Raw genomic sequence first — 14,789 nt, 5'->3', positions numbered from 1 at the left:
TATGAAGCGGGAAGATAAAATCATTTTGTATACGACGGAAAGCGGCAACGTGACCGTTTCGGTGCGCTTTGAAGACGAAAACTTTTGGATGACGCAAAAAGCCATTGCGGAGCTGTTTGACGTACAAGTGCCGGCGATAGCAAAACACTTGAAGAACATCTACGATGAGGAAGAATTGACCCGTGAAGCAACTGTTTCCAAAAAGGAAATAGTTCAAATCGAAGGTGGCCGCGAGGTTTCCCGACTGGTAGATTTCTATAATCTCGATGCCATTATAGCGGTTGGTTACCGCGTCAACTCAAAAAAAGCGACACGCTTCCGCCAATGGGCAACGAAAACGCTGCACGAATATATTCAAAAAGGCTTTGTCCTGAATGACGAATTGCTGAAGAACGGCAAGCCTTTCGGCAAGGATTACTTTGACGAGTTGCTGGAGCGCATCCGCGAGATACGCGCCAGCGAAAGGAGAGCCTACCAGAAGATTGCCGATGTGTTCGAGCAATGCAGCTATGACTATGACAAAAACAGCAGCTTAACAAGAGAGTTTTATTCCTTTGTGCAGAACAAGCTCCATTATGCCATAACCGGAAAGACTGCTGCCGAGCTGATTGCCGAGCGGGTCAGCCTTGAACATCCGACAATGGGGCTGACCACATGGAAAGCGGCTCCGGACGGCAAAATTCTCAAACGGGATGTGGTTATTGCCAAGAACTACCTCAACGAAAAGGAGCTTTCTCGACTGAACCGTATTGTAACCATGTTTATCGACTATGCCGAATTAATGGCAGAGGATGAAGTGCCGATGAGCATGGCGGACTGGCTGCGTGAAACGGATAACTTTCTTAAGAACAACCGGCGGAAAGTCCTTGAAGGCAAAGGTACGATTTCCCATGAGGATGCTGTAAAAAAAGCGGAAGATATCTACGAGCAGTTCCGCGTTCGACAGGACAGGGACTATATTTCGCAATTTGATAGAGAGATGGCAAAATACTTAAAGGGCGAAGGAGGCAAGGACAAATGAAGCTGAAATTCAAACATCAAAAATTCCAGGCAGATGCGGCAAAGGCCGTATGTGACGTGTTTGCCGGACAGCCGTACCTCACGCCCAGCTATATGATGGACAGGGGTTATGTAAAAAACGAGCAAATAGCGCTCGATGAAGCGGAACGCTTTACCGGTTTTGGCAACTCCAGGCTTGTGCCGGAATTGAACGACGGGGTTATCCTCGAAAACATCAACAGAATCCAGCGCAGCAACCAGATTGAGCCTTCCAAGCAATTGGAGGGTCGGTATAACCTGACTGTGGAAATGGAAACCGGCGTAGGCAAGACCTATACATATATTAAAACCATGTACGAGCTGAACAAGCGATACGGCTGGAGCAAGTTCATTGTCGTTGTGCCCAGCGTCGCCATACGCGAGGGCGTATATAAATCTTTTCAGATTACAGAGGAACATTTTGTGGAGGAATACGGAAAGAAAATCCGGTATTTTATATACAATTCCGCACAGCTGACGGAGATAGACCGCTTCGCTTCAGACAGTGCCATCAATGTGATGATTATCAATTCACAGGCATTTAACGCCCGCGGCAAGGATGCCCGCCGCATTTACATGAAGCTGGACGAGTTCAGAAGCCGCAAGCCCATTGATATTCTTGCAAAAACCAATCCTATACTGATTATCGACGAACCTCAGTCGGTGGAAGGCGCTGCCACAAAGGAGCGCCTGAAAGAATTCAATCCGCTGTTTACGCTGCGCTATTCTGCAACACACAAGAAGGATAGCGTTTATAATATGATTTACCGCCTGGACGCAATGGAAGCCTACAACAAAAAGCTGGTCAAAAAGATTGCCGTTAAGGGCATTTCTGTTACGGGCAGTACGGCAACCGAAGGATATGTATATCTGGAAAGCATTAACCTATCCAGGGGCAACCCTACTGCAACCATTGAGTTTGATGTAAAAGGTTCAAGCGGTGTCCGCAAGACCCGGCGTACCGTCGGCGAGGGGTACAACCTGCTTCCTAATTCCGGTGAGCTTGCAGAATACAAAAACGGATACACCGTGCTGCGGATTGACGGAAGAGACAGCTCCATCGAGTTTACAAACGGCATCAAGCTCTTTGCCGGTGATGTTATCGGGGCGGTCAGCGAGGAGCAGCTCAGGCGCATCCAAATCCGCGAGGCCATCCTCTCTCACATCGAGCGGGAACGGCAGTTGTTCTATAAAGGCATCAAGGTATTGTCGCTTTTCTTCATTGATGAAGTTGCAAAGTACAAGCAGTACGACGCTTCCGGGCAAGCCTTTAATGGCCTGTATGCCGATATGTTCGAGGAAGAATACAAGCAAGTGATCAGTAACCTTCAGCTTGAAATCGGTGATGACGATGAGTATTTTAAATATCTTGACGGTATAACCGCTGAGGAAACCCATGCGGGATATTTTTCCATAGACAAAAAGAGCCAGTGTATGATTGACAGCAAGCTGGGCGACAGGCAGGAGCGCACCTCCGACGATGCGGACGCTTATGACCTGATTATGAAAAATAAAGAGCGATTGCTGGACCTCCGGGAGCCGGTGAGGTTTATTTTCTCTCACTCTGCTCTCCGCGAGGGCTGGGACAATCCGAATGTGTTTCAGATATGCACCCTCAAGCAGAGCGGCAGCGATGTCCGCAAGCGTCAGGAAGTCGGGCGGGGCTTGCGTCTCTCCGTAAATCAATACGGAGAACGTTTGGATACGAACCTGCTGGGCGAAGATGTCCATAACGTGAATGTTCTTACCGTTATTGCGAACGAAAGCTATGACAGCTTCGCCAAAGGCCTTCAAACCGAGCTTGCCGAGGCTGTAGCTGACAGGCCGCGAATGGTAACGGCAGATCTCTTTAAGAACAAAGTAATAAAAGATGCCGACGGCGCTGAACAGGTTGTAGACATCGAACTTGCCCAGAGTATTTACGAGGGGCTTATCACCAGCGGATATGTAAAGAAAGGTATCCTTACAGACAAATATTATGAGGATAAGAAAAACGGCAGTCTTGAAATCGCCGAAGAAGCCGCCGATTGCAAAGAGTCCGTTATAGCGATACTCGATTCTATTTACGACAGCCGGTCCATGCAGCCTGAAAACGCACGGAAAAACAATGTTGAATTGAAGCTTGACAAATCCAAGCTGGGCTTGCCGGAATTCCAGAAGTTATGGGCTAATATAAACGCCAAGTCTGTATATGTGGTGGAATTCGACCAGGATGAATTGATTCAGAAAGCAATATCGGCACTGAACCGGGAACTGCGTGTATCTAAAATATTTTTCAAGGTAGAAACCGGGTCGATGACCGATATTCAATCACGGGAACAGCTGCAACAGGGGTCAGCCTTCGTGAAGGAGAAAAACGAGGTTTACAAAGCTGAAATTTCCGCAAGCAGCGCGGTAAAATATGACCTCGTCGGTAAAGTAGTCACCGAAACAGGGCTTACCAGAAAAGCTGTTGTAAGCATTCTGCGTGGAATAGAAAAGGCTGTCTTTGGCCAGTTTGCGAACAATCCGGAGGAATTCATTATTAAGGCAGCACAGATCATTAACGAGCAAAAAGCAACGACCATCATTCAGCACATCACTTATAATAAGCTGGATGCTGTTTATGACACCACCATTTTTACCGAGCCATCATTAAAGGGACAGCTTGGCGTGAACGCAATGGCCACAAAGAAGCATCTATATGACCATATTCTTTATGATTCCTCAAATGAGAGAACCTTTGCGGAGAGCGTTGATACCAGCAATGAAGTGGCGGTCTATGTAAAGTTGCCGAAAGGCTTTTTTATTAGCACACCTGTAGGAAAATATAACCCCGACTGGGCGATAGCTTTTCACGAGGGCAAAGTGAAGCATATCTACTTTGTTGCCGAGACAAAAGGCTCCATGTCCACAATGCAGCTTCGCGAGGTTGAAAAAGCGAAAATTCACTGTGCCCGTGAACATTTTAAGGCTATTAGTACAGATTCTGTTGTATATGACGTGGTTGACAGTTATGCGGCGTTATTGGATAAGGTGATGAGTTAATTTACTGCATGGAATAGATTTTGATGGGGGGTGTTTCGATGCTAAGTCTTATAATCACTATAGCAATGCTTTTCATAGCTTTCATTGTCTGGATTATAGTGATAAATGCAAGTAAATCGAAACAGACAGCGCTTCCGCTTCTTTTAATTCATGAGGGAATCGGGTTATTGAGTAGCGGCATTCTTGGCTGCTTTGAATTTGACTTTTCCCTGAATATCGATACAAAATTTGGCGCTGCTTTCGGCTATATAAAAAGCCCGGATACGAATTACGTTTTATTAGCATGTGGAATTGTTCTCATAATTCTCGGCATAATTCTATGGCATTCAATCAGAACAAGAGTCTATGTTTTGAACATGTTAGGAAAAGTCAAACACGAAATCAGCGACGTCGAAACTATAAATTCTTTAAAGCTTAAGGATTACCAATTAAAAGAAACCGTGCTCGATTTGCGTTGGGCAGCAAACGATGTTAACCAACAGACATGGGAAAAAGCAAAAGCACAGATTGAAGAATATGTTAGTGAGTTTTCTGCTCGCTCTGATGCATCTACAGTTTGCTTTACCGGTATGGCTCCGATCCCCTTTGAAGTATACGCTGGAACATGTATGGCTGGGCGTATGATAAAACGATTCTTCGAGTATAAGCGAAGCGCGGATACCTATTATGAGTTAATACATAAGCATATTTTCAGCCCGATAGAGCGGATAAAAAATAAAAAAATACCTGCTCTGACAGAGACAGTATTGACAGGCGACGATTCCTCTGAGGTGGTTATTGCGGTATCTATAACACAGACAGTGCAGGATTCTGATTTGACGCAATTTAACTACCCTATAATAAGGCTTGGAATCGATAAACCAAAAGATAATGCCATAACCAGCATTATGCAGTTAAGAGATTATGTTTATAAGACTAATGAATTGATAATTAAAATCAAAAGTATTTACCCAAGCTTAAAGCGGATTAATTTTGTCAGTGCTGTATCAAGTTGTTATGCATTTGATCTTGGCTGCAAGCTAGGCCATTTAGATAATAGATTCCCCGAGATTGTGGTTCACCACTATGTAGCAACAGCTACGCCGAAATATAAGTACGGCATAGTAGTTACTGGCGAGAATAAAGGCCGTTTGGTAATCAACAATTAACTGGTTGCAGGGCAATGAGTTGCTAATTTCGGTTATGATTGCCGATATGGCCGATTTTGTTTGAAAGGTTGTGTAACATTGTTTGATTTATCTGTAGAATTTGAAAAGTTTTATTGTGATGAAGTAGTTTTGTCGCAGGATGCACAAAATGACCTTCGCGCCAAACGGAACACAAATATTAGGAGGCTCAAAAATGGTCTCAAGGAGTACAATGATGAGCATAAGACTTCATATAGTGTTGCCGAGACTTTCACACAGGGCAGTATTGCAATGCATACTGTTATTCAAAATGATTCTAATGACTTTGATATTGATGTCGCTATTGTTTTTGACTCAGACAATATCAACGATTTAGGTCCATTATCCGTCAGAAACATAGTCGCAGATGCCATCAATCGTAAAAAGGGAAATCTTGGTACAGAACCTGAAGTTAAAACAAACTGTGTAAGGATAAAATATAGTGATGGATATCATGTCGATTTCGCTGTTTACAGAAGAACACAAAATAGCGATGGTACATACAGCTATGAACACGGCGGAAGTGCTTGGCGAAGCCGAGACCCCAAAGCCATATCAAATTGGTTCAGTGACCAAATAAGATCAAAAGGGGCTAAACTGCGCAAAGGTGTTCGTTTGCTCAAAACGTTTAGTAAATCACGTTCTTCATGGGTTATGCCTGGTGGTCTAATACAGACAGTGCTTTGCGATGAACAAATAAATACAGGATATGACCGTTTAGATGAGACATTTTACTATTTGATGAAAAATATTCGGGACAGGCTTAATGTCTACATTGAAGTTTATAATCCGACAGATACTGCCGTATCACTCCTCTTGAAACAAAGTGATCGCGATAAAATGGAGAATTTAAAGAGTAGGCTCGATACTTATTTGGAGAAACTTAATGTTTTATTTGATAGCAATTGTAGTAAGTCCAATGCATACAATGCATGGCACGAGGTATTCAATCATGACTTTTGGAATCCCGATTCCGTCACTGAATCTGCTTCTTTAAGTAAAAGTGCATTTGAAAGAAGTACAACAGTTGCTTTTTCAAATACTGAACAATTCATCGAAGATGAAGTTAATGTTAATGAAATTTATGAAGTTGAAATTGACTGCGAAGCTTCTGGGAATGGTTTTAGAACAGGCCCTATCAGTATTTATATCGATAAAGTTCTAAAAAAGTTTTTGCCCCATAATTTAAGCCTGAGATTTTATATAAAAGAATGCAATGTCCCGAAGCCGTATGATATATGGTGGAAAGTTAGAAATGTTGGCGCTGAAGCTGAAAGAAGGAACTGTATTAGAGGCAATCTGTTGAAAACCAACCAACCCGAGAGAAAAGAAACCACTAACTTTTATGGACCACATTATGTTGAATGCTATATCATTAAGAATGGTGTCTGTGTAGCCATCGGCCATATTGATGTACCAATTGGACATTCATAACGAGCAAGAGAGAGGCACTATCCCTTGCGAGATAACGCCTCTCTCTTGCTTTTCCGTATCGGTTTGGGGTATGGTTCAGTAAGTTTCCCTATTAAACCGTGCCTTTTATTCCCCCGTTCCTTTGTCTTCCTGTATCCCCTTTGCGGTAGCCGCCATGATAATTAAATCCGCTTCCTCCAATTCGTCAAGCTGACTTTCAAGCTGGCGGCAGCGCGTTGTCTTTTCCGCACCGGTATCTGGAAAAAAGAACTGGTTTACCGATATGTGAAACAAGGTGACAAGCTCATAAAAAACCTGAAAGCTCGGATGCTGTCCTTTGTTTTCAATGGACATAAGATAACGGGGCGCAAGTCCTACTTCCTGCGCCAGCCGTTCCCGTGTCCAGCCTCTGCTTTCTCGCGCTTCCTTTATGGCCTGACCGAAAGCCGAAAAGTCGTATTTACCTTTGTTGCGCATTATCATATCACCCTATACCATTTTACAAGTCACCCCACAAAAGCTAAGCGATGCAAAATAGTACATTGGGTAGTTTTTAACATCTTAAACTATTGAAACAACTACTCTACTGTTGGTTTAGTTTATATCATTCAACCAGGAGTCGGTTGTTTATAGGATTGAAAAAAGGTATTATGAACCCATAAGCAAGGAGGCCGTAATCGAAATGGCCAATGAGAATTTTACGAAAATGGCACAATTCATTTTTGAATTGAGGAGGGGAAAAAAGCTGACCCAAAAAGAATTAGCGGAACAATTGGGGGTTACAGATAAAGCTGTGTCAAAATGGGAACGCGGGTTAAGTTGCCCCGACATCTCGCTATTGTCAAAACTCTCTCATGTATTAGGGGTAACAACAAGTGAATTGTTAAACGGTGAAAAAGCGGAGCCATCTGCTCCGGAGGTAGATGCTATAGTTGAAGCAACACTTCAATATGCTGATACCGCGACAAAAAGTGTAATCGCTAAAAACGCACGATGGAAATATGTAGCCATAGTGTCTGTAGTCTCTCTATTGAGCGTTCTTATTTTAATTGCCTGCATTTCGGCCATTGATAGCGGCATGAGATGGTCTATTCTACCTTTAAGAATAACAGTGTTTATTTGGTTGGCCGTGATGTTTGGAGTATTTGTTATGGGAAAAAATAAGATAGCTTCTTTATTGCTCTGCGGATTTTTTATTTATATGTATAACACTTTATTATTCTTCTTTGAATCAAGCTACGACAAGAGATATCAGTGCCTATGGGGTATTTAATGGATTTCAGAATGCCTACATTCCTCACTACACGATCATTTTAGTCATGTTTATCGTTTCTATCGCAGTGGCGGTGATTTCATTCTTGATTCAAAACCAAAAGATTTCTGATGATAAGGTCTTTCTTCTTGTAGCAGTAAGTATAACCATTATGATATTATCCGAACTTACCTTGCAGTCAATGGTGGATTATGTTGACATCAACGGTCTTGGCGTAAACCCAAAATTTACAATTTCTTCAATACTAACGTTCTTGATGAATTGCGTTTCGCTGGCCATGTTGGCAAAACGTCACAGAAGACAGATTGCAGAGAAACAAAAGACAAACAACAATTGACCTTGATGAAACTAACTATCTGAATAGAAAATAGAGACATACCGTCCGACGGAAATAAAAAAACCGTTGTTTCGGTGGTGGTGTATATACGCTCTGAAAGATAGATATAACCAAACGGCGGTTTTGAAATAAAGAAATTCAAAGCCGCCGTTTTCCTTAACTTGTTGGATGGTGAATTGGGAGGCAAAGCCGTCAAACTGGTTCTTTCCAGATTGGGAGATCCCTACAGCCAGCCGAAGTTCGGGCAGGGCAGCTATACCGATTGCAGCTACCTTGCGCAGTGGTGCTATCGCCAAGTGGGTATTTCATCCCCCGCACGCAGGGCAAATATTGCATGGACAACGGCTTGACCATAAGCCCCGCTGATCTTATCCAAGGAAACCTGATTTTTTTAGCCACGATACCAACGGGCAGCTTATGAATATAACCCATGTTGGAATTTACGCCGGAGACGGCTACATTGTGGACGCTTCATCCTCAAAGGGACCGTAAGCTGTTCAAAGGGTAGGATACTTTATGGCAGGCCGGGTGTTTGAAATGAGTAGCTTCCGTTTTTGAGTAAAGTTTTATAAGCCAGCAAATTTTTCTAGTTCTTCTCTTGACATGAACTACATTGATGTAGTAGAATAATTTCACTACATAAATGTAGTGAAATTACCGTAGACGTGCGGTAAGGAACGGAGAGGTGTACACCATGACCAAGTTTCAAAAACTATCTGAAACAGAAATGGAAGTGATGCAGATTATCTGGGAATCCGACCATCCCGTCACATCCGGTGAACTGCTCGACATTTTCGCCCGGAGCAAGGGGAAGGAATGGAAAGGGCAAACCATAGCAACCTTTCTGGCGAGATTGGTTGAGAAGGGCGTTCTGAATTCCGCCAAACAGGGCCGCGCCAACACCTACACGCCCCGTATTTCCCCGGAGGAATACAGGTGCCTGGAGGCGCAAAGCGTTCTGGACATGATGTATGAGGGTTCCGTCAAAAACTTTTTGGCGGCGCTTTATGACGGCAAAAAGGTGACCCGGGATGAATTGGCGGAGCTCAAGCAATGGTTGAAAGGCAGGTGAGCTGAAATGAGTAGCCTGCTTGCAAACCTGCTGTCCATGTCCGCTGTGGGAGGCGTGGTGATTGGGGTCATGCTGCTGCTGCGGCCTGTTACGGCAAGAATTTTCCCTGCCGATTGGCAATACCGAATCGGGAAAATGGCGATCGTCTTTTTTCTCTTGCCGGTTTCTCTCGTTATCGGAAAACTCTCTTGGCTCTCGCCCCAATTGGTTAGCTTAAACCATTATCCCCAAACGCTGACGACTGTACAAGAAACATCACAAATAAACGGTTTTTGGGATATGATGGATGCTTTAATGGGAAAGCATCTGTCTGTTGAAGTGATGGAAGCGATTTCGTTCGTTTGGTTTGTGGGAGCAACGGTTTTTGCCGTATGGCATATCTATTGCTACCGCAGATTTGCCAAAGAGCTTCGGGCAAACAGCATTTCCGTAGCAGAGGAGGCCGAAGCCGCGCTTCTGCTGTCCTCGTGCCAAAGGGCGCTGGGTATCCGTGGGAAAGTAATGCTCATGCAAAACGGTAAAATTACCAGCCCCATGCTGGTGGGGTTGCTTCATCCCGTGATTCTGCTGCCGACCTCAAACATGTGGGGAATTGATTTGAAATTGGTGTTAACCCATGAGTTGATGCACCTAAAACGGAAAGATTTATGGGTGAAAGTGCTCGCTTTGGCGGCGGGAACCCTGCATTGGTTCAATCCCTTGGCCCACATTCTCCGCCAGGATGTGAATACCTGGGGAGAATTATCCTGCGACGAGGCTCTGGTAGCGGAAATGTCCCAGGCGGAAAGAAAACATTATGGTGAAACCATCTTAAACACGCTGGACATCAGCGCCGGCATTGAAACCGCTTTCTGTTCTTCTATGGGTGGGAGCAGGAAGCACATCGAAAGGAGATTGACGATGTTGTTGAATGCTAAAAAAATGAAAAAACATATGGCAGTTCTTGCTGTCGCAGCAATCCTTGCGATTGGCGGCGTTGGAACGGCCACCGCTGCTTTTGCGGCGCGAGATGCTTCCCAACCTGTTCCTTCACCGGTTTTTCCTCTACAACTGCTACAGCTTCCTGTAGAGCTGGATGTGGTAAACTTGGATGACTTATCCGACACAGGAGCAACGGTGGAGAACGACAGGGTCAAGATTGAGGTACCCGCTTTTGTGGGGGAGGCTCCGATCGTGCTAAGCCTTCCCGATGGCTCCCAGGATGGAAAGGTTTTGACAGACGACATTTCCATAGAATATCAATAAAAGGGAGGTTGTGTATCGCAAATTGTTCAGCAGCGGGCAGGTGCTTTATAATAGGCCGGGAGTTAAATGATTGGTGGGGCTGTCACTTTTGAGACAGCCCCTGAATTTTACAATGGGTAGGAGTGGTTTTCCTCTTGCAGCACCACACGGGCTTACATCTTAAAAGCTACAAAAAAACCGTTGTTTCGGCGGTAATAATCATACGTATAAAAATCCTCAATGCCAAACGGCGGTTTTGAAATAAAAATCAAGGCCGCTGTTTTCCTTTTTTAAAAATAGCATAGCAGAGGGTGTATTAAGTTCGCCCCTCTTTAAGGACGCGGCGGTATTAAGGAGGATACCGCCGTGTCGCGGAATTGGGAGGCAAAGCCGACAAACTGGCTCTTTCCAGATTGGAAGATCCCTACAGCCAGCCAAGGGCAACTACACTGATTGCAGCTACCTTGTGCAGTGGTATTATCGGCAAGTGGGCATTTCCATCCCCCGTACAACGGCGGCACAGGGAAAATATTATGTGGACAACGGTTTGACCGTAAGCTCCAACGACCTTGTTTTCTTTAGTCACGACACAAACGGTCGCTTCATCCTCAAAGGGACAGGTGGTTTACCGCAAGCTGTTCAGTGGACAGGTGCTTTATGTTAGGCCGCATATTGGCAAGTATTTGTTCACAAAAATATTATATTTAGACACTTTCAAATACCTATTGCCTTTCATTTCTACAAGATGTAAAATAAAAACAAGTTGTAGAAACGGAGGGAAATGTTACTATGGTGAATATTACAGATGCAGAAATGGAGATTATGCGCATCGTATGGGACAGTGGCGAAAGAGTGACCACAAAGGATATCATGGAAAAACTGCCCGGCAAAAAAACAACGACCATCCTGACCCTGGCCGGCAGGCTAATCAATAAAGGTGTGCTGAAATCGGTTAAGCTCGGTCGCTCTCACGCCCATGAGTATTGGGCGGGAATCAGCGAAGAAGAATATCAGAAAATGCAGACCCGGAATTTTATTCGGTCGATTCACAACGGCTCCACCAAAAGTCTGATCAGCGCTCTGTTTCAGGATGAAAATTTAACGAAAGAGGATATTGAAGAGCTTAGGGCTTTTATGGAAAAGCAGGTGAAGAGCGATGATTGAAATGCTGTTCATGACTTCTCTCACAGGCAGCATCATCAGTCTTTTTCTTATATTGCTTAAAACCAGGCTGGTGAAAAAATGCGGCGGCACTTGGTATTATTACATATGCCTGCTTTCTCTGGCGCTGTTTGTTGTGCCGATACAAGTCAATGTAGCGGAGCTTATGCCCCAGCGGGTAGTCATCGAGGAAAGAGCGCCCGTGCAGCAAGCCGCCCTGGCCGGCGAAACCGCTCCATCCCCGGCGGAAGCTGTTCCGGCAGCCGCGGCGCAAACGGCTGTCCAGCATCATCTGCCGGTTCCGGACGCCGGACAATGGATGTTGGGAATTTGGGCGGCGGGTTTTGTCTTTATGATTCGCAGATACCTGTTCGGCTATTTCAGGTTTAAAAAGAAGGTAACCCAAAACAGTCCCATGGACAGGGTGGAAAATTTGGATGTTGTTGTAAGCGGCTATGTTCATTCTCCTATGCTGATAGGGTTTTTCAAGCCTAAAATTGTGATCCCGAAGGCGGAAATCGGCGCCTATGATTATCAGTTGGCATTGAGGCACGAACTGACTCATCACACCCAAAAAGACGCCTGGTTCAAGCTTTTGGCCGTATTGGTAAATTCCCTGCACTGGTTTAATCCGGTTACGTATTTCGTGGTGAGAAATATAAGTGAGGCCTGTGAATACGCATGTGATGAAAAAGTAACGCGGGACATGGAATGGGAGGAAAAGAAACGCTACAGCGATATGATTTTGAATTTTGCCTCAAACGCCTCCCCCGCTTTAAGCAGCAGCCTGGCCAGAAATAAAAAACAATTATTCAGGAGGTTTGAACTTATTATGAAAACAAACACAAAAAGCAGAAAATTTTTAGGCGCTGTGCTGGCCGCGGTGATGATAGCGGGTTCCGTAACGGTGACGTCATTGGTGTTTGCGGAGGAGTTAAAACCGCTGTCCCAATACGGCGGCGCATTTGTAACCGACTATCAGTGGCACAGAACTCTTGAAGACAATGTGCTCAGTACACTGGATATGCTTTCCGATATAAAAGATGGTTTCGCATGGAAGACATTTCCTAGCCCCGGCACAACCTATATTGACATCAACGGACGGAAAATAGATATTGATAACCGGACCAACCCCTATTACGGTGTGGAGAAGGAGTGGAAAGAGAAAAATTCCGCGATTGCAACCATGACCACAAAAACCCTGTCCATCGAAGGAAAAGACGTTACCGTCGCATTTGCCGGCAAGGCCGCCGCCTACCGGGACGATAAAGTGATCGAAAAAATGATCAGAAACCAGATTGCTTTTGAACTGAGCTATCATGACGATCATTATGACCATCAGGCGTTTATCAACCAGCTGATCAGCCGCGGCGCCTATGTCATCAATGAGGTCGTCACGCCGGAAAATTTCAAACCCCGTATAATTAGCAGACAAAACGGAGATTTTTTAGGCCAGAAAATACTGACAAAATTCGATAAAAAGGAAAAAATTACTGATATCTTCAATCAAAAAACGGTCATACCGAAAAATATCGACGGCCATCAAGGGGGACAGCTGGGAAAGAGCTTTGTGATCGGGAGCGGCGAAAGCCTGGCCATAGACATCAAGGAGACCACCGACAAAATGCCCCAGGTCAACTTGGGCATCATTGATGCGACAACCGGCGAGCCCCCGATAAATTGGTATCCCGGCGCGCGGGGCGGCTACAGGTTTATCTATATGCCGGGAGAAGCTCACGCAAACCATACGTTCAAGGTCGTCATGAGCGGGGAGGAAAGCGACACGGCCAGTATTGAAATTTTCACTTACCGGACGGGAGCAGACGAAGCCGCAGCCATCGACAGCTGGGAAGAAGTTCCTATTTGATCGGGAGCGGTGAAAGCCTGGCCTAGACATCAAGGAGACCACCGACAAAATGCCCCAGGTCAACTGGGCCATCATCAATGTGACGACGGGAGAGCCGATTGATTGGATACCCGGCGTGCCGGGCGGTTACAGTTTATCTATACACCGCGAGAGGCTTACGCAAACCATACTTTTAAAGTTGTAATGAGCGGAGGGTAAAGCGATACTGCCCATATTGAAATTTTCACTTATCGGACGGGAGAAGGCGAAGCCGCATCAGACTGACAAACTACAACCAAGCTCGATGAAAACTGACCGTTGCCCATTATGAACAGAACCCCGAAGTTGAAATAATCGACAGTAAAATAACCCGTCTGGAAGCTGGTTGCGCAATCTGATAATCTTGCGGATGCCCCTATCTATGTTTACGCGCTGGAATACCGCCTGCTGCCGAAGGATTTGAGCAAGGTAAGCATGGCCGGAGGCATGCGGGCCGACATGGTTGCCAAATGCTGCTCAATACAATAGTCCGCCACCATCTGAATAACCAGCCAGTACCGTTTAAAGATGGGGTAAAACATTATCACAATTGTTTCTTGGAATAGGGGTCTCGCTTATCCATAAATGAAGCGTGACATTTTTTATTGACAAAAATCTTCAACATTGTGAGTAGAGCTAACCCTCCTCACAATGTTCTTTGTATGCACACTGTTATGCTAACGAAAGTCTTGGAGAGTGTTGCAAAACCATATTTCGTGCGATGGATAAGCTGTATGGTGCTTGCCATGGTCGTTATTTCTGTGTAGTAGAAGCAAGAAAGACACTTTCGCAACATACTAAAATTTAAAGATTTTTTTACAAAACCTGTTGCAAAAACCTCATCTTCTTGTCTTATAAAAAGAGAAGGATGAGTAATCTATAATAAATGGTATGAAATATATTTCCAAATAAGCTGATTGATTTTGTCGATGAGCAACTGGGCTGGGGTGTTATTGTTAATAAATCCACACAGAGTAATAAATTGAACATTGTGAGAACCGAAGATGGCGGGGCCAACTGGAAAGTTGTCCTGCAAAAATAATAAGCGCCCTGCGGGATGCCCAGGCTGAGTATACCGGGTAAAACTGAACAGTTTGACCGCTAAGATTAAACAGTGTCCCCGTTTGAAACTGAACACCGGTTCCGAAGAAGTTGAACACTGGATATGGCCCTTCTGCTAAATTGAATTTATG

Annotated in this window: 16 protein-coding genes; 14 read left to right on the top strand and 2 right to left on the bottom strand. The window is 44.7% G+C overall.

The genetic code is table 11. The annotated features are described in order from the left end of the window. The first annotated feature begins 1 nt into the window (after position 1). The 4 genes from L9W92_RS15860 (at position 2) to L9W92_RS15845 (ending at position 6,665) form a co-directional block, all read left to right on the top strand. The gene (locus L9W92_RS15860; protein ID WP_240084718.1) at positions 2–1,021 is read left to right on the top strand and encodes a virulence RhuM family protein; all 1,020 of its coding nucleotides are present in this window, start codon (positions 2–4) and stop codon (positions 1,019–1,021) included. Then, entirely contained in the window at positions 1,018–4,065 is a 3,048-nt protein-coding gene (locus L9W92_RS15855) for a type III restriction-modification system endonuclease (RefSeq protein ID WP_240084717.1), read from the top strand. The genes L9W92_RS15860 and L9W92_RS15855 overlap by 4 nt, the downstream gene beginning before the upstream one ends. A gap of 38 nt (positions 4,066–4,103) precedes the next feature. Beyond that, entirely contained in the window at positions 4,104–5,213 is a 1,110-nt protein-coding gene (locus tag L9W92_RS15850; RefSeq protein WP_240084716.1) for an SAVED domain-containing protein, read from the top strand. Between the two features lie 78 nt (positions 5,214–5,291). After that, the gene (locus L9W92_RS15845; protein WP_240084715.1) at positions 5,292–6,665 is read left to right on the top strand and encodes a nucleotidyltransferase; all 1,374 of its coding nucleotides are present in this window, start codon (positions 5,292–5,294) and stop codon (positions 6,663–6,665) included. Positions 6,666–6,770: 105 nt separating this feature from the next. On the opposite strand, the gene L9W92_RS15840 is transcribed toward L9W92_RS15845, so the two are convergent. Continuing rightward, entirely contained in the window at positions 6,771–7,121 is a 351-nt protein-coding gene (locus L9W92_RS15840) for a helix-turn-helix domain-containing protein (RefSeq protein WP_446676309.1), read from the bottom strand. A 205-nt stretch (positions 7,122–7,326) separates the two neighbouring features. Between L9W92_RS15840 and L9W92_RS15835 the strand changes: the two genes are divergently transcribed. From L9W92_RS15835 to L9W92_RS19020, 10 genes are all read left to right on the top strand, one after another. Beyond that, entirely contained in the window at positions 7,327–7,917 is a 591-nt protein-coding gene (locus L9W92_RS15835) for a helix-turn-helix domain-containing protein (protein WP_240084713.1), read from the top strand. 46 nt (positions 7,918–7,963) lie between these two features. Next, complete coding sequence (locus L9W92_RS15830) at positions 7,964–8,254, top strand: hypothetical protein (protein WP_240084712.1); 291 nt, start codon at positions 7,964–7,966, stop codon at positions 8,252–8,254. 161 nt (positions 8,255–8,415) lie between these two features. Further along, a complete protein-coding gene (locus L9W92_RS19220) occupies positions 8,416–8,604 on the top strand; it encodes a hypothetical protein (RefSeq protein ID WP_312038112.1) in 189 nt (62 codons plus the stop codon). Positions 8,605–8,948: 344 nt separating this feature from the next. After that, positions 8,949–9,326: a BlaI/MecI/CopY family transcriptional regulator gene (locus tag L9W92_RS15820; RefSeq protein ID WP_240084711.1), complete on the top strand. Its 378-nt coding sequence runs from the start codon at positions 8,949–8,951 to the stop codon at positions 9,324–9,326. A 6-nt stretch (positions 9,327–9,332) separates the two neighbouring features. Next, positions 9,333–10,571 carry a M56 family metallopeptidase gene (locus L9W92_RS15815; protein WP_240084710.1) on the top strand — a complete coding sequence of 413 codons (1,239 nt, stop codon included), beginning with the start codon at positions 9,333–9,335 and terminating at the stop codon, positions 10,569–10,571. 356 nt (positions 10,572–10,927) lie between these two features. Beyond that, entirely contained in the window at positions 10,928–11,101 is a 174-nt protein-coding gene (locus L9W92_RS19440) for a hypothetical protein (RefSeq protein WP_376741822.1), read from the top strand. Beyond that, positions 11,038–11,214 (top strand): hypothetical protein, encoded by a 177-nt coding sequence (locus L9W92_RS19435; protein WP_376741821.1) that lies wholly within the window; start codon positions 11,038–11,040, stop codon positions 11,212–11,214. The genes L9W92_RS19440 and L9W92_RS19435 overlap by 64 nt, the downstream gene beginning before the upstream one ends. Positions 11,215–11,339: 125 nt before the next feature. Beyond that, positions 11,340–11,714, top strand: a complete 375-nt coding sequence (locus tag L9W92_RS15805; protein ID WP_240084709.1) for a BlaI/MecI/CopY family transcriptional regulator — start codon at positions 11,340–11,342, stop codon at positions 11,712–11,714. After that, the gene (locus tag L9W92_RS15800; protein ID WP_240084708.1) at positions 11,707–13,578 is read left to right on the top strand and encodes a M56 family metallopeptidase; all 1,872 of its coding nucleotides are present in this window, start codon (positions 11,707–11,709) and stop codon (positions 13,576–13,578) included. The genes L9W92_RS15805 and L9W92_RS15800 overlap by 8 nt, the downstream gene beginning before the upstream one ends. A gap of 49 nt (positions 13,579–13,627) precedes the next feature. After that, positions 13,628–13,762, top strand: coding sequence for a hypothetical protein (locus L9W92_RS19020; RefSeq protein WP_282442390.1), 135 nt, complete (start codon positions 13,628–13,630; stop codon positions 13,760–13,762). A 220-nt stretch (positions 13,763–13,982) separates the two neighbouring features. On the opposite strand, the gene L9W92_RS15795 is transcribed toward L9W92_RS19020, so the two are convergent. After that, the gene (locus tag L9W92_RS15795; protein WP_240084707.1) at positions 13,983–14,138 is read right to left on the bottom strand and encodes a hypothetical protein; all 156 of its coding nucleotides are present in this window, start codon (positions 14,136–14,138) and stop codon (positions 13,983–13,985) included. Between the last annotated feature and the right edge of the window lie 651 nt (positions 14,139–14,789).

Source organism: Pelotomaculum terephthalicicum JT, from assembly GCF_022410535.1.
Taxonomy (GTDB): domain Bacteria; phylum Bacillota; class Desulfotomaculia; order Desulfotomaculales; family Pelotomaculaceae; genus Pelotomaculum_D; species Pelotomaculum_D terephthalicicum.
This window is presented reverse-complemented; position numbering and strand designations above follow the sequence as displayed.